This window comes from Ignavibacteriota bacterium, assembly GCA_016212665.1.
Classification (GTDB): domain Bacteria; phylum Bacteroidota; class Ignavibacteria; order UBA10030; family SZUA-254; genus FW602-bin19.
The window spans coordinates 1-26,216 of sequence record JACREZ010000006.1; the positions used below are offsets into that span (position 1 = coordinate 1).

At 44.4% G+C, this 26,216-nt stretch carries 17 protein-coding genes; all 17 read right to left on the reverse strand.

What is annotated here, in order from left to right:
* Positions 1 to 379: 379 nt before the first annotated feature.
* The 17 genes from HY960_01870 to smc all read right to left on the reverse strand — a co-directional run bounded on the left by HY960_01870 (position 380) and on the right by smc (position 26,215).
* On the reverse strand, positions 380 to 1,291 hold the full coding sequence (locus HY960_01870; GenBank protein MBI5214480.1) for a hypothetical protein: 912 nt from the start codon (positions 1,289 to 1,291) through the stop codon (positions 380 to 382).
* 153 nt (positions 1,292 to 1,444) lie between these two features.
* Positions 1,445 to 3,064 carry a glycogen/starch synthase gene (locus HY960_01875; GenBank protein ID MBI5214481.1) on the reverse strand — a complete coding sequence of 540 codons (1,620 nt, stop codon included), beginning with the start codon at positions 3,062 to 3,064 and terminating at the stop codon, positions 1,445 to 1,447.
* 70 nt (positions 3,065 to 3,134) lie between these two features.
* Positions 3,135 to 4,436: a glucose-1-phosphate adenylyltransferase gene (locus tag HY960_01880; GenBank protein ID MBI5214482.1), complete on the reverse strand. Its 1,302-nt coding sequence runs from the start codon at positions 4,434 to 4,436 to the stop codon at positions 3,135 to 3,137.
* A 27-nt stretch (positions 4,437 to 4,463) separates the two neighbouring features.
* Positions 4,464 to 5,387 (reverse strand): hypothetical protein, encoded by a 924-nt coding sequence (locus HY960_01885; protein MBI5214483.1) that lies wholly within the window; start codon positions 5,385 to 5,387, stop codon positions 4,464 to 4,466.
* Positions 5,388 to 5,540: 153 nt separating this feature from the next.
* Positions 5,541 to 7,304 carry a T9SS type A sorting domain-containing protein gene (locus HY960_01890; GenBank protein ID MBI5214484.1) on the reverse strand — a complete coding sequence of 588 codons (1,764 nt, stop codon included), beginning with the start codon at positions 7,302 to 7,304 and terminating at the stop codon, positions 5,541 to 5,543.
* A gap of 475 nt (positions 7,305 to 7,779) precedes the next feature.
* Positions 7,780 to 8,928: a T9SS type A sorting domain-containing protein gene (locus tag HY960_01895; protein ID MBI5214485.1), complete on the reverse strand. Its 1,149-nt coding sequence runs from the start codon at positions 8,926 to 8,928 to the stop codon at positions 7,780 to 7,782.
* Between the two features lie 123 nt (positions 8,929 to 9,051).
* Positions 9,052 to 9,561, reverse strand: a complete 510-nt coding sequence (locus HY960_01900; GenBank protein MBI5214486.1) for a hypothetical protein — start codon at positions 9,559 to 9,561, stop codon at positions 9,052 to 9,054.
* A gap of 12 nt (positions 9,562 to 9,573) precedes the next feature.
* A complete protein-coding gene (locus HY960_01905; GenBank protein MBI5214487.1) occupies positions 9,574 to 13,512 on the reverse strand; it encodes a T9SS type A sorting domain-containing protein in 3,939 nt (1,312 codons plus the stop codon).
* Positions 13,509 to 14,216, reverse strand: a complete 708-nt coding sequence (gene ispD / locus HY960_01910; GenBank protein MBI5214488.1) for a 2-C-methyl-D-erythritol 4-phosphate cytidylyltransferase — start codon at positions 14,214 to 14,216, stop codon at positions 13,509 to 13,511. The genes HY960_01905 and ispD overlap by 4 nt, the downstream gene beginning before the upstream one ends.
* 6 nt (positions 14,217 to 14,222) lie before the next feature.
* A complete protein-coding gene (queA, locus tag HY960_01915) occupies positions 14,223 to 15,260 on the reverse strand; it encodes a tRNA preQ1(34) S-adenosylmethionine ribosyltransferase-isomerase QueA (protein ID MBI5214489.1) in 1,038 nt (345 codons plus the stop codon).
* Positions 15,261 to 15,408: 148 nt separating this feature from the next.
* On the reverse strand, positions 15,409 to 18,150 hold the full coding sequence (locus HY960_01920; GenBank protein ID MBI5214490.1) for a pyruvate, phosphate dikinase: 2,742 nt from the start codon (positions 18,148 to 18,150) through the stop codon (positions 15,409 to 15,411).
* 165 nt (positions 18,151 to 18,315) lie between these two features.
* On the reverse strand, positions 18,316 to 19,029 hold the full coding sequence (locus HY960_01925; protein MBI5214491.1) for a type 1 glutamine amidotransferase: 714 nt from the start codon (positions 19,027 to 19,029) through the stop codon (positions 18,316 to 18,318).
* Positions 19,026 to 20,045, reverse strand: a complete 1,020-nt coding sequence (lpxK, locus tag HY960_01930; GenBank protein ID MBI5214492.1) for a tetraacyldisaccharide 4'-kinase — start codon at positions 20,043 to 20,045, stop codon at positions 19,026 to 19,028. The genes HY960_01925 and lpxK overlap by 4 nt, the downstream gene beginning before the upstream one ends.
* 9 nt (positions 20,046 to 20,054) lie before the next feature.
* Positions 20,055 to 21,182, reverse strand: a complete 1,128-nt coding sequence (gene lpxB / locus HY960_01935) for a lipid-A-disaccharide synthase (GenBank protein ID MBI5214493.1) — start codon at positions 21,180 to 21,182, stop codon at positions 20,055 to 20,057.
* 3 nt (positions 21,183 to 21,185) lie between these two features.
* Positions 21,186 to 21,704, reverse strand: a complete 519-nt coding sequence (locus HY960_01940) for an isoprenylcysteine carboxylmethyltransferase family protein (protein MBI5214494.1) — start codon at positions 21,702 to 21,704, stop codon at positions 21,186 to 21,188.
* A 64-nt stretch (positions 21,705 to 21,768) separates the two neighbouring features.
* Positions 21,769 to 22,506, reverse strand: coding sequence for an MtnX-like HAD-IB family phosphatase (locus tag HY960_01945; GenBank protein MBI5214495.1), 738 nt, complete (start codon positions 22,504 to 22,506; stop codon positions 21,769 to 21,771).
* A gap of 130 nt (positions 22,507 to 22,636) precedes the next feature.
* Positions 22,637 to 26,215, reverse strand: a complete 3,579-nt coding sequence (gene smc / locus HY960_01950; GenBank protein MBI5214496.1) for a chromosome segregation protein SMC — start codon at positions 26,213 to 26,215, stop codon at positions 22,637 to 22,639.
* Position 26,216 lies beyond the last annotated feature (1 nt).

The window sequence follows — 26,216 nt, forward strand, 5'->3', positions numbered from 1 at the left end:
GAAGGGGTGACATCATATCACACACATTGGAAAATATTTTATATAATTCCCTAATCATTTCATCCCTTCGGGATTCATTCCATCAGCTCATTCAAATCTATAATCATCTCATCCCTTCGGGATTGTTGTTGTTTGTATTTTTCATAGTCGTGTGTTACTTTCACCCCAAAGGAGTGACATGATTTTAACGTTCACTATAACACATTCATAACCCCAACAGGGTGACATGATTATAGCCCTCACAAAAACACCATTCAAAACCCCGAAGGGGTGACATGATTATACCCTCACAAAAACACCATTCAAAACCCCGAAGGGGTGACATGATTATAGAGAACATATAAATCTATAATTACAACCCCGAAGGGGTGGTATCATATCACATGCCATCAGACAATACCTTCGGGCGTAACACCCGCTTCCCCTCTTCCGTCAATCGGTAGTTTCTGATTTTGGTTCCTCCCTCAGATATTATCCACTTCATTTTTCGTAAGGTTAGCATATCCCGTTGGAACGTTGCAACCGCAATTCCGAACCTTGTACGAACCTCCTTTGCGTTCACCACCCCCTTGCCGGCAATAAATATTAACTCATCAATAATTCGCATCAATGTCTCAGGAGCCAAACGACGGGAGTTTTGATATAATACCCCATAGAGTTCTCTTTTTATCAATTCAACAGGGGTTAATGGCTTTTCCGGCTTCTTTTCCGGTTCGGCAATCACAATTACATTATCATTTCCTTCAATTGCAACATCTTTTTTCTTGATTGAATTATCAGTCAATTTGATTGTATCATCTTCTTTTTCGATTGAATTATCTGAAAGGTCGTTTGACATATCTCTTTTTTCGATTGCTTTATCTGCAAAGTCGTTTGATATATCTCCTTTCTCGATTGCTTTATCTACAAAGTCGTTTGATGTATCTCCTTTCTCGATTGCTTTATCTACAAAGTCGTTTGATGTATCTCCTTTTTCGATTGCCTTATCTGCAAAGTCGTTTGATGTATCTCCTTTTTCGATTGCCTTATCTGCAAAGTCGTTTGATGTATCTCCTTTTTCGATTGTAGTATCTTCATTTTTCTTTGAAGAATCACCCCGACTGTTTGAAGTTCTATCCAACGTGGTTTGAAGGGCGATCATCTTCTTCTGCGATGCTACTAAATTCTTCAACACAGAAATGGTCCGCTTTTGTGTGCGGATTGTTTCTTGTAACGCTTCGTTCTCTTCCTTCAAAGAGGCGATGAGTGTCTGTAACGCTTCTGTTTCCTTTTTTCTCTCTACTTCCTGCACGTACTATCCCCATTAGTTATGAATAAATGTCCGGTGGTCGCCGGTTGTTCTTTCCAATTAAATCGCGGAATTATTTGCTCTCTTGATGTTCGGATGTCAGATAACAACAATGTTGGAGAACTCCTCTTAGAAAATGATTCAATGAAAAAATCGTCAACTTCGTTGATACATTTCGACATAGTTCCTCGCCGCATCTTCCCAACCGAAACGGGCGGCATGGGCGGCGTGCCTGATGCGTTGCCATCGTTCGTTATCGTGGACGAAGACATCAATCGCATGCCGGACTGTGCCGGTAAAATTATCGCACTTATCGTTCATCGTCCATCCCTCGAACACAAAACCATTCACGTCGTGCCACACGGTATCTTTCAATCCGCCTGTGCCATGCACAACGCACGGTTGCCCGTTCCTCATTGCGACCATCTGGCTGATGCCGCACGGCTCGTACAAACTCGGCATGAGAAACATTGTGCCGCTTGCGTACAATGCCTGAGCAATCTTTTCAGAAAAGCCGCGCACAAAGAGAAACCGTTCGTGGTATGCTGATGCGCCGCTAAGATACGATTCATAATCGGGCGTGCCGGTACCAAGCATGATGAAGAGTCCGTTGTTCTCATTCACCATAGCCGCAATGGAATCAATCGCAATTGTCCCGACAGAATCTTTCTCGCAAAACAATCTGACCTTCTGTTCCGTTACCCGCGTTACGCTCGTCAGGAGCAATTCAATATCCTGTTCCTGAAGCCATTGAAGTCTGCCAAGACTATCCTCGCGGGATAACCCACCGATACTTACTTGACCGGTTTGGAGTTCATCAAGAATCAAACTTAGTAAATCGTGAGTGGCTTGCCCGCCTGCGGCGGGTGAAAGTAGTGAGTGCTTTGAGAATTTTGAATCTTGAATCATCAATTGTGAATCGTGAATCGGTTCATACTCGCATCCATTCAAAATTCCGTGTAGCCGTCCTTCGTTGTTCACGAACCGGAGGAGCGCTTCAAGTCCTTCGCCGCCGAAGAAGCCGTTTGCGTGGTTGCTTGTGTGGAGGATTTCCCGTGCATAGGTTGGCGATACAGTGTTGACGAAATGTGCAAAACGAATCCCGGTAAACATCGGAGTGAACATCAACGCATCGTACCGCGGGTCTTTCCAATACTCTATCCAATCTCCCGAACGAAATAATTCCGGGAACCATGCCTCAAGCGAAGAGTCATGATTCCTCATCGGGCGCGTTCCCTGAATGCCGAGGTTGTGGATAGTAAAGATTGTTTTGAACTTGTGGAGATGAAAAAACTCGGGATGCAAATCCCGTAACAGCAACAGTGTCGCTGTGTGCCAATCGTGAAGATGTAAGACTCCTTCCATTCCCGGCGTACGGAGAAATTGCCCGGCGGCAGAACAGAAGAGGGCATACTTTGAAGCATCACGGGCAAACGGTTGGTCGGAAGAATCATTGAAATAAATCGGCTCGCCGCCAATCAACGGATGATGAACAAGGATATGCCTGACAGATGGATTGGGTTTGTTCGACTCCGCTTCCCAGAACTCGGCCGAAAATCTTCCGCCCCGGTACGGGACATCCAACGTTACAAGCAACTTCGATGGATTGTTCAGGTGAAGAAATGAGTACGAAGGAATGAGTACGGTCGTTCGCCATCCGAGTGAAGCCAGTGCACGTGGTAAATCCCGAACGACATCTCCTACACCACCGACCTTTCCCCCTTTCAACGCCGCGTTCTCAGACGCGACCATGATGACATGTTGTTGTTCAACCATAATTTTTACCAATTTCTTTGGATAATTAAATTGAGTAAGAACTCACATCCCATTTCACACATCGCAAATCTCAAATAACGGTTCCATCCGGAATCACCGCATCCTTTAAAACAATAGTAATCCCCGAACGGATTTCGAATCGTTTTTTCTTGTCGTAGTATTCCTGCACATTCTTGGAGTTAATAATTTTCACATTCTTCCCGATGCGTGCATTTTTATCAATGATCGCATTCCTGATAATTGAACCGGCGCCAATTCCCATCGGCGGTTTTCCCAATGCGATTGCTTTCTCCCGAGCATCGTTCATTTCATAATAATCCAATCCCATTAGCAGTGAATTCTCAATCACCGTTCCCTCATCTAACCGCGAGCGAATTCCAATAATAGAGTTATGCAGGCGCGCGCTTTTGATGATACAGCCATCGCAAACCATCGTCTCGCTGATTTCACTGCTCAGGATTTTACTCGGCGGGAGAAATCGCGGGTGTGTGTAAATCGGGAAGTCCACATCGTAAAAACTAAACTCCGGCGTCGGTTGCTTTACCAATTTCAGGTTCGCGTTATAGAATGCCTCAATCGTTCCGATATCTTCCCAATACCCTTTGAATAAAAATGCCTGTACATGATACTTTTTGATTGCCGCGGGAATAATATCTTTTCCGAAGTCTATGAGTTTGCGTTCCTTGTCGAGCAAATCAAACAAGATATGTTGCTTGAACACATAAATTCCCATCGAAGCGATGTAGGGTTTTTGTTTTGCTTCGCTCTTGTTCAGCCCGATGGATTCCGTGTTCACTTTCATCGCCGACAATTCTTTCCCCTTCGGCTTTTCTTTGAAGTTGATAATGCGTCCCTTGTTATCAATTTTCATCAACCCGAACCCTGTTGCATCCGATTCATTCACAGGAACGACCGAGATGGAAATATCGGCATTCGTATCGTGATGATGTTGGAGAAACGCCCTGTAATCCATCCTGTACAAATGGTCGCCCGACAATATTAAGAGATTGTCCATCTTCCAGGGTTCGATAGCCGCACGGGTTTTTCGTACCGCATCGGCGGTTCCTTCAAACCAATCGGGATTTACCGGCGTTTGCGTAGCCGCAAGAACATGAACAAATCCTTTTGAGAAGGGAGAAAACCTGTACGTGTTGGAAATGTGCTGGTTGAGCGAAGCCGAGTTGAACTGCGTCAACACAAACATTTTTTGGATTTCGGAGTTGATGCAATTACTGACAGGAATATCAATCAAGCGATATTTTCCTGCCAACGGGAGCGCCGGTTTCGCGCGGTAGTTAGTTAATGGCGCGAGTCGCGTTCCGCGACCGCCGCCCAAAATAATGGCGGCAACGTTATCGGTGAGTTTTTTCATTTCCGTTTTCTTATTTATTTTTGATTTTTAATCGGTCACTTGTGAACGATGCAAGGTAATTTCCACTTCATTCACCAAGAGCGAGACAATCCGTTCGACAATATCATCGGGGACGCCGTCCGCGCTTTTCGATTGCAAGCGCATGTCGCATACTTCGTTCACATAATCTACAACAACGAATTTGTTCTCGGACGTCAAGGCAATTTCCGAAGAGAAGAAATCGAGATTACAGACTCTCTGAATTGTGTGAGCATAGTTTCGTAATGGTGATAGTTCGTAGAGGGATTCTTCTTCAAGCGTTACTTCGTTATAGACATGCGTATGGTCATCCCACCAACAGGGAATTACTTCACCGAACGCATGAAACACTCTGAACCATGCTCTGCGTTTATCAACTACCTTGGGAATTATTTTTTCCTGAATCAGATATTTATCCTGCGGATGTTCTTGTCGTGCGTGATGAATGTCCCGCAACGAATGTGCATTGAGATGCACGCCTGTTCCGCCGCCGGTCGTGTTTGCCGGTTTGATGATAAAGGGTTTCCCAAGAGTTTTGAGTTCCCTTTCCGTACTATGAAGGAACTGTTGAGCATGGAATGGCGGGAGAATAATTGAATGGGGAACGAACAATCCGGCGGTCATCAGTTCGAGGTGCATTGTTGCTTTATCGCGTGACCGCTCTGCGAGATGATAGTTATTGAAAATCCGGGTTTGATTTTTCTGACATTCATGAACAAAATGAGCGTACATATCGTCGCTATCGGAGGCACGGTCGAATAATGCATCAACGAAAAATTCACCCGAATGAATTTTTCGAAAGACGTCGGAAAGATTGTTATCTTCTACCCGAAGCGTTGTTAACTCACGACGCACACATTCCCGTTCTATTGAGACGAGAAAATCTTCGTCGTACTCCCAGTTCCATGCTATTGCTAAATTGTATTTCTCCATACGATGAGCAAAAGTACGAACAAAACGAGGAAGGAACAAATCAGACCGGGATTTTTATGATTTTCATGATTACCTTGATTGCTTTAGTTCACATAAAATAAATCCCGCGTAGGTTTTGGTTACGCGGGATTTCAAAATAATTTCGGCTTCTCATCAACGGGTTAATAACATCTTCTTTACATCGGTGAATGTACCCGCTTGTAAGCGATAGAAATAAACACCACTTGGTAATGATGAAGCATCAAACTCTAATGACTTGTATCCTGCTGATTCAACTCCATCAATAAGTGCTGCTACTTCAACTCCAAGTGTGTTGAAGACGCTTAACCTCACATGGACATCCTCTGATAACTGATAACGAAAGATGGTTATTGGATTGAAAGGATTCGGGTAATTTTGGCTAAGTGCAAAATGGTTTGGTATTTGAGATTTGAGATTTGTGATTTCACCATCCGGCGGTGGTGGTGGCGATTCCTCATCCGAGACGATATTGATCCGGTTCGACAAGCCCATCGTAGTCGAAGACGAAAGAATCAGCTTTCCGTCCTGATTCACTTTTATCCAGTAACCTTTCCCCGGCAGAAGTGTGTCAGCCGTAAAGTATGATCGGTCGTATTTGAAAAATTCACTTACCTGCATGTCCTGGGGGATGAAAGTAGTAAATCCAACCGGAACCGGATTACTAATTGCTCCAATCATATTCCATCCTGGTTGTACATTAATCGTATCTATATTTATTTTTGAACCAATGATTGATATTTTCTGCTCACTACTGAACTTTATCCAATATCCTATACCTTTTTGAAGTGTATCATGCTGGGTATAAGTAGAACTGTTATAGGAAAACGCGTGCGATGTTGCCGTAGGAAACAAATCGGTTTTTCTACAATCGGTGGTTATAGCCGGTAGCGAAATCAAATTCCAACCTCTTTTAACCTTTATTTCATCTAAAGGAACCATTTCTGATAACGGTCGCCGCCAGACTCCATAATTTGTTCCGGCGAAAAGATATTTCCCTGCATATGCGAGTGAACTGATATTCCGATAATCTGGAAGAACTAATCCCGCGCTTACATTTTGCCAGTTCAGTGAATCGATTTTCGTCGTGTAAATTGAATCACTCCAAACGGCGAAGAGATTATCACCAAAAAGGAGCAGAGCAAAACTAATGTTAGTTCCCGGACTATTTTTTTCCCAGTTCACTCCGTGATTTGTAGAACGGTACACGCCATAACTCGTACCTGTGAAGAGCAACGAATCCCTTTTCACAAGCGAATAGACATATGCATTTCCCCAGCCCGTAGTCATTGAATGCCAAGTTTCCCCTTCGTTGGTTGTGTAAAACAATTGATTTTCATTTGCCGCATAAAGTTCAGTTTCATCAGCATATAATAGATAAGTTCGCCATCCAAATATAGAATCAGATGGAACACGATTCCAATTGGCTCCCCCATCATCAGAACGATATAGCATTCCATCAGGATTTGTGAAAATGTGCCTATTACTTTTTAGAATTGATTGAACACCGTAATATGATGATAGAACTGTCGTCCAAGTATTTCCATAATCTTGAGAACGGGATACTGCCGGCGATCGTTCTTCACAATAAATGCATCCCCAATTTCCACCCACAAGAATCGTCTCGTTTATCGTTTCAATAGTGGAAACATTAAAAACGTAAGGATCTTCAAGTGCATCCCAGTGATTTCCATAATCCGTGGAACGATATACCAATCCACTACCTGCAAGCAAAGTATCATTTTGTTTATGAAGCACCGACACATACCCTGTCAGACCGACATGTGTCCACTGTGGATAGCAGTAATCTTGCATTGTAATCATAACGAATACAATCAATGACGTTACAAAAAACGATTTTTTCCAATAACCAATCAATGCATAATGTCTTATTATCATAAATAAGACTCGTTTTATATATTTCATAGCAAGCGTTATTTTTTACTCGTGTAAATCTACAATTAGAAGAAAAAAGTCCTACGCCCATCAAGCGACTGAATCATAGTCAGCGTAATAAATATTCCTAAAGGGATTTAAATCCATGTAGTTCCTGCATCTGTGGTCTTACAGCGTACCATTTTCTCCATGTATCCAACCTCGCTGTTGATTGTTGAAATGGACCTGTAGCAAATCGCTCCCCGAGGATTTGGATTTTGCCACGGCCATTGCGCCTGTGAATAACTGCATGGTAAAATATGCATAACAACAATAACGAACCAATGCTTTACTGTAGCAAAAACACAAAAACCCGCTCCGTGTTTTACTTTCTTAAAACACGTGAACGGGTTTTTTATACTCTTGTGAAGAGTCATCGTCTCCTTTACATAATTGATAGAGTTTCTTTATACTCTAATATTTCATTGAATAAATGTCCTTATCTCAAGAGCAACATCTTCTTCGTCTGAACAAATGACTCATCAGGTTGCGTCATGCTTGTCGCTTCAAGTTTGTAGAAATAGACTCCGCTTGCAAGTCCTTCGGCATTCCACATTGAAGTTTGTTCGCCTGCATTTTGAATATCGTCAACCAGTCTTCCTACCTCACGACCAGCTGCATCATAGACAGTAAGTGTAACCTTGCTTTCAGATGCTAATTGATATTGAATCATCGTCGTCGGGTTGAACGGGTTGGGATAATTCTGTTGCAACGAATAACTTTCCGGCATTTCAATCATCGGGTTCGGATTGCTGATGCGCGCTTCTGTTCTGTTTCTGTTCCATGGCATCAGCCGGGTTGGGTCATAATATAAATACGGAACGGCAGAGAGTAACTTCGCTCCCTGGAGAATCAACGGATTGGTTTTCGTTGTTTCAACAACCGGGGAATAAAACTCGTTATTAATGCGAGCGATGACTGTATTAATAACATTCACTAATGACATGGGATATTTCGTTTTCTGTAACTTACCAAGCGTGATTGCAGAATCACCGAGCATCACAATTTCACGAATTGTTTTACCGTTGAGAATTGTTTCGGGACCACTCGGTTGATTGAAAACAAGGTCACCGAATCCTGCCGGCATAATTCCCAAATCACTTGCGGCAATATTCGTTTTCATTGCAGTGAGATGTTGAGTAAGCGCATTTCCGGCATTTCCAAAATATGTCGTTGTCCTGATTTCACCCCGGATTTTCAGGTAATCGGGACTCTTCGCTAATGCGGAAGGACTGAAAATATAGTATCGCACTTCGGGAGCGCTGTAGTGCCATCGGAAGTAGAAGAACCATCCATACCAACGCGAACTATCTGTAAAACGATGCCCGACGCGTAAGAAGCCGCCATCTTCCGGCGCTTCCCAACTGAAACCGCGATTGAGAAATACTGTGTCGCGAACGTTCCCGGCATTCGGTAATCTGCCGCGGATAATAAATCCTGAGCGACTTTTGGGAGTTGATAAAGAACGATAATCTGATGCACGAAAAGTTCTGAACTTCATTGGCGCTTGTGCAGTTGCTGTCTCTAACGAGAGTAAGACAAATGCAAGTAAAAGAAATGCAGAGAGAAACGGTAAATGTTTTTTCATGGTCTTTCCCCAAATGGAAATAAGAAGTACTTTGGATTAGTTGATTGCGGTGGAAACTTACAAAACGTTTTTGATAAAATCAAGTGTTTTATTGAAAAAATCAGGATATTTTTTTTATTCTCGTCAATTCGGTCGCCCGGGCGGCGAGGGGAATTCGTTCGGAGTGTCTTCTTTTGACTTGTTTACAAGCAAAAAAACAATTCCCCCGACTATTAATGCAGCGCCAATCCAAATCCACGGACTGATAGAAGTCTCTTCTTCCTCAGAGGCGTACCCGACAAAATAATAATCGCCGCCATTCAACCCTTCAGGAAAGTCATCATTCACATTCCACTCAACGGAAAGATTTTCTCCGCATGCAATTCCATCTCCAATACTTCCCGTCAGATGTTCAGGAACAAACGCGAAATCAGGGTCACTTTTTTTCTTCAATGAAAAGAGGACGTGATATTCTTTTGTGGTTTCGCCCGATAAATCATAGTTGATGATAATCCGGTCATTCATCTGTTCAAACCGAACATTGCTGACGTTCGCTTGATTGGTTGACGCGGCTGATTCATCTGTGAAAATCAGTTTGAGGAAACAGACGAGAAGAAACAGTCTGAACGATTTTGAGTGGTAAAATAATTTCATGGGATACTCCGGTTACTTTATCAACAAGATTTTCTTGACGGAAGAATATGTTCCTGCCCGTAACTGAGCAAGATAAACTCCCGAAGGCATGTCGCTTGCGTTCCACTCGACCGTATATGTCCCACTTTGTTTTGCTTCATTGATAAGCGTAGCGACCTCCTGACCTGCGAGATTATATATTTTTAATGATACCAATCCGAAATTGGCAATTCGAAATTCGAAATTCGTAGTCGGGTTAAACGGGTTCGGATAATTATCGCTCAGGTAGAATTCCTTCGGTGCGACATTGTTCAACAACTCCGCAATCGCTTCATTTTTTCCGACCAACACAACAAATTCACTCTTATCACTTGTTGAAGAAAAACTATAAGCAGGATTGCTTCTCAGATTTTGTTTGACTCCCCGTTCCTCATCAATTAAATATACATCAAACTCTTCCGGTATTGTGGCAATTCCATCGAACGAAAGTTTCACGGATTGCTTGTTCGTATGCAACACTTCAAATCTCCAACGTTGCGAATCCTGAATCTCCGGCTTGAAGTCGGTAGCAAACGAACTGTATAAATCATCCCACTCCTTCCTTGAAAAAATTACAGAAGGAGTTTCTCCAACTGCACGGGGACGACGAACATCATACCTATCCAAGCCGTTCGATGACGTTTGAACAACTCCGAAGGCAACAACATTTTCCGTATATGTCTTTGTTTGAAGCCCGATGCTCACTTGCCAATCACATTCCGATTCAACTTCGTCTGCGATTGTTTTGCCGAGGGAACTGCCGTACGGAATTTTCAGTGAAGACAGATTTGTTGCATTGAAAAAATAAAAACCATAGTACGGCTCAAGAGAACTTGATGCGGTAAAACTTCCCTTAAATCCCCACAACGATTCGTTGACACTGTTTGCAGATTTGATTGTCGCCCATGTTACGGCAAACGGATACGGACTTGTAATCATATTCCAGCCGGGATGCAACGGAATTTCGACCGCATCATTATTCATCGGCATCGAATTGAGTGTTCCTGAAAAATTCCAATCCCTCTTGTTCAGCATCCAAAACGCGCGCCCGGAAGAGAAACGAAAATCAGAACTGCCGTTATACTCAATTAAATATTCTGAAGCCGCGCCGTTATCCCAATAAATCTGCCAATCTGTTTTATGTGTGCCGGAGAGCAAACTATCAATTCTCAAATTGCTTAAGCCGGGAAGTCCGACAAGACGGTAGTCTTTCGTTGCGTAACTTTCTTGAGAAGAATAATTCGGGAAATCAATTGTAGCGCTGGCGGAGAATGAAGTCGGATACGTTCCGATTGTCGTGAAACTCCAAATCGGCGAAGAGGAAATTTTCCCTGAAAGTTTTTTGATACTCACTTGCCAGTAATACATCGTGTTCAATGACAAGCCGGAAATTACATGAACGGTATCAGTCAGGTTTGAATCACTATAAGCAATTCCGGCAGCAAATGTTGGGTCTGTCGCTACTTGTAAACGATACGTGGTTGCCGAGTCTGAATGTTTCCAACGTAACGTGGGAGATGTTGAAATGTTGGATGCATTTTGTGACGGAAAGTAGAGCGCAAGCCCGGAATACAAATCCGTTTTTGAAAGGAACATCCCACGCCCATGTGTCGCGGCAAGAATATAGCCATCTTCACGAATGTCCAGATCATGAACTGCAACATTGGCAAGCCCCTCGTTTTCCTGAGTCCATGTTGTTCCTCCGTTTGTGGTCTCAAACACACCAAGGTCTGTTCCGATGATGACATGCGTAGATTGTTTGGGGTCAATCACAATCGAGTTGACCGGAACATCCGGCAAATTTCCACTGACGTTCGACCAGTTGCTACCACGGTTTGTTGTCAAATAGACATGACCTGTCGTCGCGGTTCCCAATCCATACCCTGAGTATCCGACATACGCTTTGCTCGCGTTGAGCGGGTCAATAGCGATTGAAGTAACTTCTCTGTTCGGAAGCGGGAGTTGGTCGTGAACAACCCAACCGCCTCCTCCATTGGTCGTCACTAACACTCTTGAACGAACCCCGCTCCATCCACTCGTTCCGACATACATCACTGAGGAATTTTGTTTAGCAATGGCAATCGCTGTGATGGTTGCGCCGGAAGATTGGACACTCCCCGCGCCGCTTCCTGTTAAATCTTCAGTAATCGCCGACCATGATTCAGCCGCACTTGATGTTTTGAATAGCCGGTACGTTCCTCCGACTAATACATTCGGATTGTTCGGGTCCATCACTAACGGTGCGATGAACGAACATCGGTCAGAAGTCCATGATACTCCTATTTCGGTCGGTATTCCGGACATCATTCTTGTCGGACCTGTACCGCCATTCGTTGACTTCCATACGGATAAATAAACATAGGTCATATACACAATGTTCGGGTCTTGAGGATTAACAATCACCGGACCGCCATCGCCTGAAAGAATTGGTTGCCACGAAGTCGAAGTTGACCTCATCAATGTTCCGTTATCCTGCGTTCCGCCAAAATAGTAATTCAATGTCGGATGCGTAGCGCCGCTGTAAAACTGTGTAACAACGAGGTCGTTATTCAACTCACCAAATGAAACTCCGTCGTTTGTTGTCTTATAGATGCCACCATCATTCCCGAAAAATATTGTGGATGGATTCTTCGGATGAAATGTTATGACATGTTGGTCAACGTGAAAGTTTGCCACGCCATTCGCATCAATAAGACGCGTCCATCCTGTACCACCGTTACTTGAACGAAAAATATTTATTCCCCCGGCATACACAATATTTTCATTCGTGGGATGAACGGCTAAAACGTTGTTGTAAAATCCCTGGCCGCCGAGATGAGTTCCCCGTACATATGGTGAATTATCGTATGGTGTGGAAACTGCAAACCAACTTCCCCCTGCGTTGGTTGATTTCTGAATGCTGTGTGTATAAAAATTAGAATCGGAGAGCGAAGCATAAATAATGTCAGGCTCGCTCGGTGCAATAGCCAAACTTATTCGAGTATATCCCGTTGTTGCTGAAGGAAAACCGTTTGTGAGTTTCGTCCAATTTGCGCCACCATCCGTTGTTTTATAAATGCCATCGTTGTACGGCATGAATAATCCGAACGAAGCATACATGACGTCGGGAAAATCAGGATTCGCTACCAAGTCCATGCAAAACGGGTCGGTGTTTCCAACATTCAGTTTCTTCCACGAACTTCCTGCATCGGTTGATTTCCAAACTCCCCCAACGACACCAGCGTAAAGAACGTCAGGATTATCCGGCCTGATAATGAGTTTGTTGATATAATGATATGCTTTGAGTTTTCTTCCCGATTGAAGCGTTACATCTTCATTTGAAAAATTCGTGATGGTTGTCCAACTTCCTCCGCCATTGGTAGATTTCAAAATACCTGCGCCGCGCAACGCATCAATATTGAAATATCCTTCGCCCGTTCCTGCATAGAGAATATTCGGATTTGTCGGATGCATGACCATCGTTCCGATACAAATATTTGTCGCGAAGTCTGAAGTAGAAGCCCACGAACTTCCACCGTTCATCGTTTTCCAAATTCCACCGCTTACCGAACCAACGTACAACGTTTCTGGGTGGTCTTTATCAATAACAATCGAACGAAGCCGACCGGCAATATTAACCGGACCGAGCGATTGCCACGACAGTTGAGTAACACCGGAAGTCTTTGCAAAACGGTTTTGATTTTGCTCAATATGGTTGAGCGCTTTCTCTTTCCAATCCACCGGAATGGTTCCGCTCGGAAACGCTCTACGATCGTTGTACCATTTTGCGGCTTGATAGGCGAAGGTTGCCTTCAACCGTGAAGGAACAAAATCCTGAATGTTTGTCGGAAGATTTTTTTGAATCGTCCAAAGTATGAAGAGCGCGAAACAGACAACCGGTAGAACAACGCGGAGTATGTTTACTAATGTATATTTTCTTTTTTGATGAATCATGATTTCATGTTCTTCTGAGAAAGAAGTTCGGCGATTGCCAAATCTTCTTGTGTTGTAATTTTGAAATTCTCATAACTTCCCTCGACAATTTTTACCTGCAGACCAATTCGTTCGACTAAACTCGCGTCATCAGTTCCGATAAAATTATCGCGCCGCGCTCGCTCGAACGCTTTGAACAAACCATCAAACACAAACCCCTGAGGAGTTTGCACTTGCCAGCACCGATTTCGTAGCGGAGTTTCAGTCACCAATAAATTCCCATCGGATATTTTGATTGTATCCTTCGTGCGAACAGCGGGTATTGCCGCACCGTGTTCGATTGTTGCTTGCAACACTCGTTCGATAATTTCGTCGCTCACAAAAGGACGGACAGCATCGTGAACAAGAACAACATCGGGCGGTAAAGAGTGAAACGATTGAAGCGCATTCCAGACAGAATCCTGACGTTCAATGCCGCCAAGTCCAATCCAACATACTTTAGAACCATCTTCCGACGTGACAAGTTCTTTGATTTGCTCGATTCCATCTTGTGAACCAGCAATGGCAATAGAATCAACAAAAGAATTATTTTGAAATCGGTGCAATGTTGTTGAAAGAATCGTTTTGCCGCCGAGTTCCAGGAATTGCTTAGCCACACCGCCGCCAAAACGACTTCCGCTTCCGGCGGCGGGAATAATGAGTCCAACTTTTTTATTTCGGAACATTGACGATTACAAAATCAGCATCGCATCGCCGTAACTGTAGAAGCGCCATTTCTCTTTGATTGCTTTCTTGTACGCTTTCATAATCAAATCACGGTTGGCAAATGCACACACCATCATTAACATCGTTGATTCCGGCAAATGGAAATTGGTAATCAATTTGTCGGCGATTTTAAATTCATACGGTGGGAAGATAAACTTATCCGTCCAACCACGAGCCATTTTAAGATGACCTGTGGTTGTTACTGCCGATTCAACAGCGCGAGTTGCACTCGTTCCGACAACAAAGACATTCCCTTTGTTATTGATTGATTTATTAACAGCATCAGCCGCACTGAGCGGGACTTCAAAATATTCCGAATCCATCCGATGCTTCGAAAGGTCTTCCACTTCCACCGGTCTGAACGAACCTAAACCAAGATGAAGCAGGACGTGCGAAACCGAAACTCCCTTGTCATGTAACTGAGTAAGAAGACGTTGGGAGAAATGTAGCGCGGCAGTCGGCGCGGCAACCGAGCCGATATATTTTGCAAACACTGTTTGATATGCTTCCTTGTCTGCATCTTCCGGTTCACGCTTGATGTAGTATGGAAGCGGCGTCAAACCGATGCGGTCAATCAATCCGTACAAATTTCCTTTTTGGTTGAACCGAACTGTTCGCCCGCGTGAGGTTGTATTGTCAACAACTTCGCACCATAATTTTCCGTCGTCGAAATAAATTTTGTTGCCGATTCGAACCTTTCGTGCCGGGTCAACAATAACATCCCAGATTCCTTCTTCCGCATTTAACTGACGGAGAAGAAACACTTCAATCTTCGCGTTTGTTTTTTCCTTGCGTCCAACCATCCGCGCGGAAAATACTTTCGTGTTGTTCAGAACAAGTGAGTCTCCTTTTTTGAAGTAATCAACTATGTCACTAAACCGTTTCTCTTCAATTGATTCATCTGCTCGATTGATGACCATCAGTCGTGCAGAGTCACGCGGCTTTGCAGGGTACTTTGCTATTAAGTTGCGCGGCGTTGGGTATTTAAAGTCTGATAATTTCATGCTCATATTTTTCGTTTCCTTCTATTGTGCTTGTTAGTGGTGAATGGTGAGTAGTAAATAGTGTATCGTAGGTAAACGATTACGCCATTACTCCATCAATCCTTCACTCCTCCCCTTCCTTATGAAGGAGAGGAGTGAGGAGAGTAAATTATTTTTTCTTCTTTCCTGTCTCGACAGATTTCTCATCTGCAAGCGCTGCCTTTGCGGCGGCAAGCCGCGCAATCGGCACACGGTACGGTGAACAACTGACATAGTTCAATCCGAGTTGATGACAGAACTCGACAGACGATGGCTCGCCGCCATGCTCGCCGCAGATTCCAATCTTCAAATCGCTCCGAACCGAACGACCTTTCTCGACGGCAATTTTCATCAATGCGCCGACACCGGCTCTGTCAATTGCTTCGAACGGGTCTTTGGGATAAATTTCCATCTCGACATACGGAGTAAGAAATCTTCCGGCATCATCACGACTGACACCAAGCGTTGTTTGTGTCAAATCGTTCGTTCCGAAACTGAAGAACTCTGCCGACTTTGCAATTTCGTCTGCTGTAATTGCACCGCGGGGAACTTCAATCATCGTCCCGACAAGATAGTTGAACTTCACTTTCTTTTCACGCAGAACTTCTTCAGCAACCTGCCGGACGATTTTTTCCTGATGCGCAAGTTCCTTCACATTGCCGACGAGCGGAATCATCACTTCCGGTTCTACCTTGATGCCGCGTGCTTTCACATTTGCTGCGGCTTCAAAAATTGCTCGTGCCTGCATTTCGGTAATCTCCGGGAAAATTAATCCCAACCGGCAACCACGGAAACCAAGCATCGGGTTAAACTCGTGTAATCCCTCAACCCGTTGACGAACTTTTTCATAACTGATTCCCATTTGCTTTGCAAGTTCACGCTGTTGTTTTTCTTCATGCGGAACAAACTCGTGCAACGGCGGGTCAATCGTTCTGATTGTTACCGGTCGTCCGTTCATCGCTTCAAAGATTCCTTCAAAGTCAACACGTTGCAACGGAAGCAATTTCGCGAGAGCAATCTTTCGTGCTTCAAGCGTATCTGCTAAAATCATCTCGCGCATCGGCCCGATTTTTCCTTCGCCGAAGAACATGTGCTCGGTTCTGCACAGCCCGATTCCTTCAGCGCCAAAGGCAACTGCATTTGCTGATTGGTCGGGTTGGTCAGCGTTCGTTCGAATTTTCAGACGGCGATATTGGTCAGCCCATTTCATAACCTTTGCATACGATTGATACACTGGCGCTTTGCGCGGTTCGAGCGTTTTATCAATCAACACCTGAACAACCTCAGAAGGTTTCGTCGCAAGTTTTCCTTCGATTACTTCACCCGTCGTTCCGTCAATCGAAATCCAATCTCCTTCTTTGATTGTCTTTCCGTTCACGACCATCGTGTGCGTTGCGTAATCAATATTCAACACCGAGCAACCTGCGACACAAACTTTTCCCATCTGCCGTGCGACCAACGCCGCGTGCGAAGTCATACCGCCGCGTGCCGTAAGAATTCCTTCCGAGGCATCCATTCCTTTGATGTCTTCCGGCGATGTTTCAATTCGTGTGAGAATGATTTTTTCACCACGCTTTTTCCATTCTTCAGCATCAGGTGCGTTGAACACAACACGACCTGTTGCCGCGCCGGGTCCGGCGTTCAATCCTTTCGCAAGCAATTTGCCTGCTTGAATCGCAGATGCTTTCTCTTTCAAATCAAAAATCGGACGGAGCAATTGATTGAGTTGGTCCGGTTCAATTCTGTTCAATGCTTCTTTCTCGGAAATCAAACCTTCGCCAACCATATCCACCGCAATTTTGATTGCGGCAAACGCTGTTCGCTTTCCGACACGGCATTGTAACATGTACAATTTCTTTTGTTGAATCGTGAACTCTACATCCATCATGTCCCGATAGTGCTTCTCAAGTTTCAATCGGATTTTGTCGAGTTGATTGTAGATTCTCGGATTCTCTTTTGCAAGTTTAGAAATCGGCAACGGCGTACGTGTTCCTGCGACGACATCTTCGCCCTGCGCGTTCATAAGATACTCACCGTAGAAAATATTCTTCCCGGTTGCCGCATCACGTGTGAATGCAACGCCTGTTCCGGAATCTTCACCCATATTTCCGAACACCATGGATTGAATATTGACTGCCGTTCCCCACGATTCGGGAATATCGTACATCTTTCTGTACGCAATCGCCCGGTCGTTATTCCACGAACTAAACACTGCACCGACTGCGCCCCACAATTGCTTCATCGGGTCGTCGGGAAAACTGTGTCCTGTTTTTTCTTTGATTGCTTTCTTGAACCGTGAGACAAGTTCTTTCATATCGTTTGCATCGAGTTCGGTATCAAGATGCACACCTTTTTCTTCCTTCATCTTTTCGATGATGAGTTCGAACGGGTCAATCTCATCTTTGTGTTGCGGTTTCAAACCCAACACAACATCACCGTACATTTGAACGAAGCGACGGTACGAATCATACACGAAGCGCGGGTTCTTTGTTTTCTTCACAAGTCCTTCCGCAACGACATCATTCAAACCGAGATTGAGAATTGTATCCATCATTCCCGGCATCGAAGCACGTGCGCCAGAACGAACGGAGACGAGCAACGGGTTTTTCGGATTCCCGAATTTCATCCCCATCATCTTCTCCACTTTCTTCAGCGCCTTCACGACTTCGCTGTTCAGTGTTTGCGGATACGTCCGCTTGTTCGCGTAATAGTACGTGCAGACTTCCGTCGAAACCGTGAAGCCCGCCGGAACCGGTAAACCGATGTTCGTCATCTCAGCGAGGTTTGCACCCTTACCGCCGAGCAGACCTTTCATCTCTGCCGTGCCTTCGGCTTTTCCGTTTCCAAATGTGTAAACATATTTCTTTGCCATTGTTTTATTTTCCTTAATTAATGTTTTCGTTTTGTTCAATAAAAATTCTTCTTGTTTATTGCTGTTAATTCTTCCGTCAAAAAACCGTTGAAACGGTTTTGAAAATATTATTTTGTCTCTAACCCCAGACTTAAGTCTGGGGTTATTTGAAAAAATAATAACTTATCAAACCGCTTTAGCGGTTTCACTTTTTCTGATACTTGTTAAAAATCTCTCTAAAATATTTTTTGAAAAAGGATTGTCTGAATCCTTCATTCGTTCCGGATGCCATTGAACGCACAGGAAGAACGGCTTTGCAAGTGCATCTTCAAATTCGATTGCTTCGACTATTCCATCCTCGGAACGTGCGGCAACGGCAAGTCCGTTTCCGATGTTATCTGCCGCCTGATGATGAAACGAATTTACATTTCCTACTAACCTGTCAATTGAAGTCCTTAATATTTCTGAGTTAGCAAGTTCAATCCAATGGCGTTGTTCGTACCCTTCTTTCGTCGAGTGTTCCATGTGCCCGATTTCTTCAAGGTCTTGAATGAGCGTACCGCCGAAATGAACATTCGCAATCTGCAAACCACGACAAATTCCGAGCAACGGTTTTTCCAGTCGAAGCGTTTCATCAATTACTTTTCGTTCAAAGTCGTCACGTAATCTGTCAACGCCATACACTTTCGGGTGAGCGGCTGAATTGCTGTACAATGTCGGGTCAACATCACCGCCGCCGGTGAGCAAGACTCCATCGCACTTCTTAATCTCCGAAAGATTGTCGTCAACATACGATAATTTCACCCACTCCAAATCGGGTGCGCCGCTTTTCAGCCAATCTATGTAGAGCCAAAATTTTTGTTCGGCTCCCATGTTATCTGTCACCGCGATTCTCATCAATGAACACCTATGATTGAATCCAACATAGTATGAAACTCTGTTTTTCCTTGTCTGATTTCCATTTCAATTTCTACATACAACAACCGTTCGTGAAACATGGTTTCTGCTTCTTTCATCCCCAACAACCGAACGGCATCTTTTTCTGTTGTGATGATATATTCTGTTTGTTCCTTCTCGGAGGATGACTGAATCTTCTTCAAATCATCAATCGAAAACCGATGATGGTCGGAAAACCGTAACGATTCTCTGACGTTCAAACCAAGCGATTCTAATGTCGAATGAAATCGTTCCGGGTTTGCAATTCCCGAGACTGCAATGACTGTCTTACCTTGCATTTCCTTCGGTTCGAACAACCCGTTCCTGAATACTTGCTTCAGATGTTTCACCTTCACTTCCGTTTTGATTTTCATTATCGAATCAAAATCGGAAAGCGACTGTACCGTAGTTCCACTTTCAACAATGACATTCGCTCTCTTCAAGCCCGACATTGGTTCACGTCTTAGTCCAGCCGGAAGCAATGGAATGTTTTCTAATGGAGTTGAACCGCTCACCATGACAATATCCAAATTTCGACCGAGTGAGCGATGTTGAAATCCATCATCAAGAAGAATTACTTCTGCCTGATATTTTTTTACAGCAAGTTTTGCAGAACGAATTCGCTTTTCATCGGCAATAACCGTTGCGTTCGGAAACTTTCTTGCAATCTGAAATAACTCATCGCCAAGCGAATCTGCATTTCCACGATATACTTCACCGGAACCGACTGCTATCGTTCCTTGACTGTTCCGTTTATAGCCGCGACTTAACACAGCAACTCTCTTCCCTTTGCTTGAACAATATCGTACAAGATATTCAACAAACGGAGTCTTGCCCGTTCCGCCGGCTGTCATATTTCCAACTGAAATCACCGGCACAGTTACTCGTTCGATTTTGAACAATCCAACATCGTAACACCAATTCCGAATCCATACGATGAATCCATACAGCCACGAAAAAGGACGCAACAGGTTCGACACACTTCGTCCTCAGGCGTTCCCTGCTAACGTACTAATTGCATCGGCGACACGACCGGACGCACCTGCTGTTCCTAACTTTGTCCGAATCAAACTGAGTTCCTGAATAATTCTTTCACGTCGTACTTTATCTTCCAACATTGCCGCCGCTTCGACTGCGAGTTTGAGCGGTTTTACTTTATCCTGAATCAACTCAGGGACAATCTGCTTACCAGCAACGATGTTCACCAATCCGATATTTTTCACTTTCACCAACATTCGACCTATCAAATAGGTCAGCCATGAAGTTTTATAGACGACAACCATCGGCGTCTTAAAGTACGCCGTTTCGAGCGTCGCTGTTCCTGAAGTTACAAGCGCTACATCTACACACGCCATTGCATCGTACGTTGCATGTTGCAGGAGTTGAACCGGAAAATCATCACGCAAAAATGATTTCATGTATTCCATATCCAACACTGACGCAACGCCAACAACAGTTTGCGCTTCATCTGCGGCATGTAAAATTCTTGCCGCTCCGAGCATCGGCGGAAAAATTCTTTCTATCTCCTGCCGACGGCTTCCGGGAAATAACCCGATGATTGGTTTTGATTCATCAAGTCCATATCGTTTGCAAAAATCTTTTTTGCTATGCGACTCTTTTAATACTTCAAGCAACGGATGTCCGACAAACTCAACCGGAATTCCTTCGTTCCGGTAAATCTCTTCCTCGAATGAAAAGACAACGAGCATCTTGTCGAGCAATGCTTTCATTTTTTTCACACGACCGGAATTCCACGCCCACACCTGCGGGCTGATATAATACACAATCTTCGAACCGACACTGCGAACTTTTTCCGCGAAGCGAAGATTGAAGCCGGGATAATCAATCAACAAAATTACATCCGGCTTTTTTGTCCGTGCAATCATCAACAACGTTTTCTCAACAGAGCGAATCACAGGAAGATGTTTCACTACTTCCCAAAATCCCATCACAGAAACTTCATTGATGTGATAGATGAGTTTCATTCCGGCGTTCTGCATTTTGTCGCCGCCGATACCAAAAATTTCTGCATCGGGATGACGGCGTTTCAACTCGCTGACGACACCTGCGCCGTGGAGGTCACCAGACGCCTCCCCGGCAATAATCAATATTTTCATCCGCTATGCTCTGACCTGCCAGAGTACAACAAGGAGAATCGTCAGCAACACGATTGCCTGAAGCGTCCGTTTCTCGGAAATGAATCCTCGCTTCCAATCAAGTACCGGTTGCTCGTTCGTTCCCCGTTTATATGGAAACAACGATGGGAAAAATCTCGGAACCGACTTTGTATATCGCTCGTACTCTTCACCGAATTTTTGTGAGAGATGTTCTTCTTCAAGCGAAACAATGAGTGAATATTGAAAATAAAAATAGATGTACGCTCCGACTGTCAGCCACGGAAACAGTGCAAATGACATCGTGCCAATACCAAAATAAATCAGCATGTTGCCGAGGTATAACGGATTTCTGACGTACGCAAATGGTCCTGTTGTAATCAAATACGTCCCGCCGACAGGACCGGTCGTGCGCGTTTCACTTCCGGCAATGGCAACGCCCCATAACCGGAAATATTCACCAAGAATAACCAAGACTAATCCATACATCAACGAAACGAGTGTTGGCTTGGCAAATATTAACATCACAATGAGAAACGGAATCGGGATGTAACTTCGATTCTTAAAGAGCAGTTGACGGAATTCCACGTTACCCGCCTGCAAACACTTCCCGTCTTGCAAGTTCTGCAAGCCGTCGTTTCTTTAATTTGACTTTTGTTCTTCCGTTTTTATGAATCATCTTTTCAACATACTTAACAACGTCGGCGAATGTTTGATATTCCACATGAGGAATTTCTTCACGCCGACAAAATTTTAATAAATCATCTTTCGCAAACACAACATCTGCGTACCGAACCGGGCATCGGTCGGAATATCCTTCGCCGATGTACGCGATGATATCATCATCGCCTGCAAGCGTGAGGATATGGTTTCGCTTGCAACTTGCACAACGGTTACACACTTCATCCGTGAATGGAAATTCAGGACGAAACATCACGCTCGTACTTCCGTTCACCGGCTCAAGATGCAGAATGTTCGCGTACACCGGAACTTCGCCAAGCGAATGACGCTCAAGAATTCGTTTGATGTAGTATTCCATTCCATCACTTAAAATGTAATACTCGAAACTATTCGACTTGCAATACTCAACAAACTCAAAGAACGTCGCATCAATTTCCTGTGAATCAAGAAAGTAATCAAGTTTATTTTTATCAACTTCACCACATGCGCCAGTTTCTTTATTGAAACATTCGACGGCTGAAATCTTTTCTTCATGATATTCCCTGACGAACTCTTTACACTGCTCACCGCCGAATGTTTCAAACAACGCATCGCCAACATCCTGCTTTGTGATGGTGCCGTCGAAATCAATAAAAAACTTCAGCATAAGATAATATTGTAAATATGCTTTATCTTAACTCACCGTAAATCCCTCTCTTAAAAAGAGAGGGACTTTAACGCTCCCCTTCTCTTTTTTAAGAGAAGGGGCGGGGGATGAGTTATAAAACAACAGAGACTTACCCGAACGCAACTCCGCTCGCCACAGTCGCCGAACGAACTTTTGCCTGTTCATTAAACCGAACCGTAACAAGTTTTGAGACACCTTCTTCTTCCATCGTCACACCGTACAATGCTTGCGCGGCTTCCATCGTCCGTTTGTTGTGCGTTACGACGATGAACTGCGTGTTGTTGGAAAATTTCTTAATCATCCGAGTATAGCGGTCAATGTTCGAATCGTCGAGCGGAGCGTCCACTTCATCAAGAATACAGAACGGACTCGGCTTCACAAGATAAATTGCAAACAGAAGCGAGATTGCCGTTAAGGTTTTCTCTCCGCCGGAGAGCAAATCAATCGAAGTCGGGCGTTTGCCGCGCGGCTTGGCAATAATTTCGATGTTCGCTTCAAGCGGGTCAACATCTTCCTGCAATCGGAGGTCGCACTCGTCGCCCGGGTCAAACAACTCTTTGAAAATCGTGATGAAGTTTTCCCGAATCTTGGTAAACGTTTCGATGAACTTATTCTGTGCCGTCGTATTGATTTCGTCAATCGTTTTCAATAACGTCTGTTCCGCTTCAATCAAATCGTCCCGTTGTTGAGTGAGAAACGTGAGCCGTTCGCTTTCCGAATTGAACTCCGCAAACGCCTCAAAGTTGATCGCGCCGAGCGTCTTCTTCCGTTCCTTCAACATTTTCACTTCATCTTCAAGCAACGCAATCTCAATTTCCGTCATGTCGGGGAAATCTTTGAGTTCAAGTTGCATTTCGAACTCTTCATCCGCTTTTCGTTTCAGATGCTCAATCTTCCCTCGCACTTCGGTCTGCTTCATATCATACTCATGCGATGAAGAAACCGCGTCCTCGTGCAGGCGACGTTCGTCTTTCAATTTCAATTCGATGCGATGCAACTCTTCACGCTTTCCCGTGTGAACGATTTCGATTTCATTCCGCTCGAGTTCATTCGCCTCGAACTCACTTTGCATCTTCCCGATTTCCAACGTCTGCGTTTCAATCGTTCCGGTTATTTGATTGATTTCCGTTTTCGCCCGTACGATTTCTTCTTCCCGTCGGACGAATGTCGTGTGGTTTTCCGCGAGCGATTTTGTCACGCGCTCAATTTCTTTTCCGATGTTCGTCAACTCGCCTTGCATCGTAACGACTTTAATTCCAAGTTGACTTGCACGCCCCGCTTTTTCTTTGAACTGTTTCTCAGCAACTTCTAATTCGTTCTGCGCTTTCGCCGCAGTTGCTTCCGTCTCGGATTTTTTTCTGTCCAGAATCTGCAACTCGGATGATGCGTGCGTTACCTGTTCCTGCCACGCAGAGATTTCATTCAACAAACTCTCCTGTTCCTGATGATGCCGGTTGATTCCTTCCTGCGCATGTTTCTTTTCAAACTCAACTTGCGCAATCTGCATTTCCACCTGTGTCATCTCGCGTTCGATGTTTTTTACCTGAGCGGCAAGTTCCTTCGTGTCGGTGTTGTTGAATTGTTCCTGTTTCGTCCTGAATTCTTCCGAGGCGGTTTCCAATTCCTTTTGATAGAGAAGAATTTCATTTTCGATTTCAGAAATCTTCGTTCTCTTTCCGAAGAACGATTGCTGTTCCGGCTTCTGACTTCCGCCGAATGCAATTCCGGCGCTGCTCAACAATTGTCCTGAAGGAGTAACGCATCGGTAACCGATATGATGCGAGAACACTTCATTCGCCGCCTCGACAGAATCAACCAACGCAACACCATCCAACAACAGTTCAACAAGCGGGCGATATTGTTCTTCACATCGTACAACATCTTTCAAATAGAAGAGTGAACTGTGTTCATCCTCTCTACTGATACGATTGAGCGTCGGAACGCGTTCCATGCAAACGAAGGTTGCCTTGCCCCGTTTCTGTCGCACAAGAGTATCCATTGCTTCGAGTGCGTCCCGTTCATGTTCGACAATCAAAACATTCGTCAACTCGCCGAGTGCAGTTTCAAGCGCAAGTTGGTAGCGGTCATCCGTTTCAAACACATCGGTCACGCTGACAAGATTTCGCTTCTTCCATTCTTCCTGCTGAAGCAAATAGGTTGCACCTTCAAGTTCGCTTTCCGACGTCTCAAACAGACCTTGCATAAAGGCAATTTTTTCTGTCCGCTTATCAATTTCGTTCTGAAGTTCCATCAACTTCATCTGAAGCGTTTCAAGTTCACGCTTCAACACGACCTGTGCGCGTTCATTCTCCAGCAATTGCTGTTCGGCTTGGATATAATTCCGTCGGAGTTCTCTGTCCTGCATCGTCAGTTTCGTGACAAACTCTTCGCGCTGAATGACTCCCTGCTCGAACAATTCAATTTCTTCCTGCGAGCGGTCAATTCTTCCTTTCGAATTGTCAATCTTTGTGCGAAGCCGTTCATGCTCGCCCCGCTTTTCAACAATTTCGTGTGCAAGTTGAAGGAGTAACTCGTTCAGCGATTGGACTTCGGTTTTCTTCGCTTCAAATTCTTTCGATGCAGAATCTCTCTCAGACAACGCCTGCGTATGAGTGATTTTTGCTTCTTCAAACTCTTTTGAAAGTTGTCCGTTTTTTGCCTGAAGTCCGAATTGTTCCTGCTCTAACTTGTCGCGTTGCGAACGCAAGTCAAGTTTTTCTTTTTCATTCCGCTCGATGTTGGAACTGAGGAAATTTCTCCGCTCTTTCGCGATGGACAAACTCTCTTCCAACTTGTGAAGTTGGTCTCGCTGTTGATTGACCATGCGATTCATTTCGGTCAATCGTTGCTCAATCTCTAACATTCCGGCTCGTAATTCATCCGCATGCGTCTCTTCGCCGTTTAACGTTTGTTGAAGTTGTGTCCGTCGCGCTTTCGCTTCTGCGTATTGACTTGTATAGTACTCAAGTTTTTTGTGGAGATTGCTGTACTGACGTTCAAGCAATTCTATCTCGCCCGCTTTCAACCGGTCGGCAACTTCGTTGAATTGTTCCGCTTTCTTCGCCTGTCGTTCAAGTTGGTTGACTGTTTTTTGCACTTCCTTGACGATGTCATTCACGCGCGACAAATCAACCCGGACTTCATCCAGTTTTCTGTACGCGGCTTTGCGGCGATGTTTGTACTTTGTCACTCCAGCCGCTTCTTCAAATAATTTCCGTCGTTCGTCAGCCGTCTCACTGAGAATCGTCTCGACCATTTTTAATTCGATGACTGAATACGCATCGGGTCCCATTCCCGTGTCCATGAACAAATCGAGAATGTCTTTCAACCTACATTGAACTTTGTTCAACAGATATTCACTTTCACCGGAGCGATAAACGCGGCGAGTGATTGTTACCTGTAAATATTCGGTCGGGAGAATTCCTTTTGTGTTTTCGATGATGAGCGAAACCTCAGCCATCCCAAGCGCACGGCGATTTCTCGTTCCATTGAAAATGACGTCTTCCATTTTATCGCTTCGGAGCGTACTGTATTTCTGTTCGCCCAACACCCAACGAAGCGCATCAACGATATTCGTCTTGCCGCAACCGTTCGGTCCCACAATTGCGGTCACACCCGAATCGAATTTCAGGTCAACGCGTTGCGCAAACGATTTGAATCCTATGACTTCTAAACTTGATAAATACATC

Coding starts and splice junctions, on each gene's coding strand:
- HY960_01875 (MBI5214481.1), bottom strand. CDS start 3,064: ATGGTTGAACAACAACATGTCATCATGGTCGCGTCTGAGAACGCGGCG.
- HY960_01880 (MBI5214482.1), bottom strand. CDS start 4,436: ATGAAAAAACTCACCGATAACGTTGCCGCCATTATTTTGGGCGGCGGT.
- HY960_01885 (MBI5214483.1), bottom strand. CDS start 5,387: ATGGAGAAATACAATTTAGCAATAGCATGGAACTGGGAGTACGACGAA.
- HY960_01890 (MBI5214484.1), bottom strand. CDS start 7,304: ATGATAATAAGACATTATGCATTGATTGGTTATTGGAAAAAATCGTTT.
- HY960_01895 (MBI5214485.1), bottom strand. CDS start 8,928: ATGAAAAAACATTTACCGTTTCTCTCTGCATTTCTTTTACTTGCATTT.
- HY960_01900 (MBI5214486.1), bottom strand. CDS start 9,561: ATGAAATTATTTTACCACTCAAAATCGTTCAGACTGTTTCTTCTCGTC.
- HY960_01905 (MBI5214487.1), bottom strand. CDS start 13,512: ATGATTCATCAAAAAAGAAAATATACATTAGTAAACATACTCCGCGTT.
- ispD (MBI5214488.1), bottom strand. CDS start 14,216: ATGTTCCGAAATAAAAAAGTTGGACTCATTATTCCCGCCGCCGGAAGC.
- queA (MBI5214489.1), bottom strand. CDS start 15,260: ATGAAATTATCAGACTTTAAATACCCAACGCCGCGCAACTTAATAGCA.
- HY960_01920 (MBI5214490.1), bottom strand. CDS start 18,150: ATGGCAAAGAAATATGTTTACACATTTGGAAACGGAAAAGCCGAAGGC.
- lpxB (MBI5214493.1), bottom strand. CDS start 21,182: ATGAAAATATTGATTATTGCCGGGGAGGCGTCTGGTGACCTCCACGGC.
- HY960_01940 (MBI5214494.1), bottom strand. CDS start 21,704: ATGTTAATATTTGCCAAGCCAACACTCGTTTCGTTGATGTATGGATTA.
- HY960_01945 (MBI5214495.1), bottom strand. CDS start 22,506: ATGCTGAAGTTTTTTATTGATTTCGACGGCACCATCACAAAGCAGGAT.
- smc (MBI5214496.1), bottom strand. CDS start 26,215: ATGTATTTATCAAGTTTAGAAGTCATAGGATTCAAATCGTTTGCGCAA.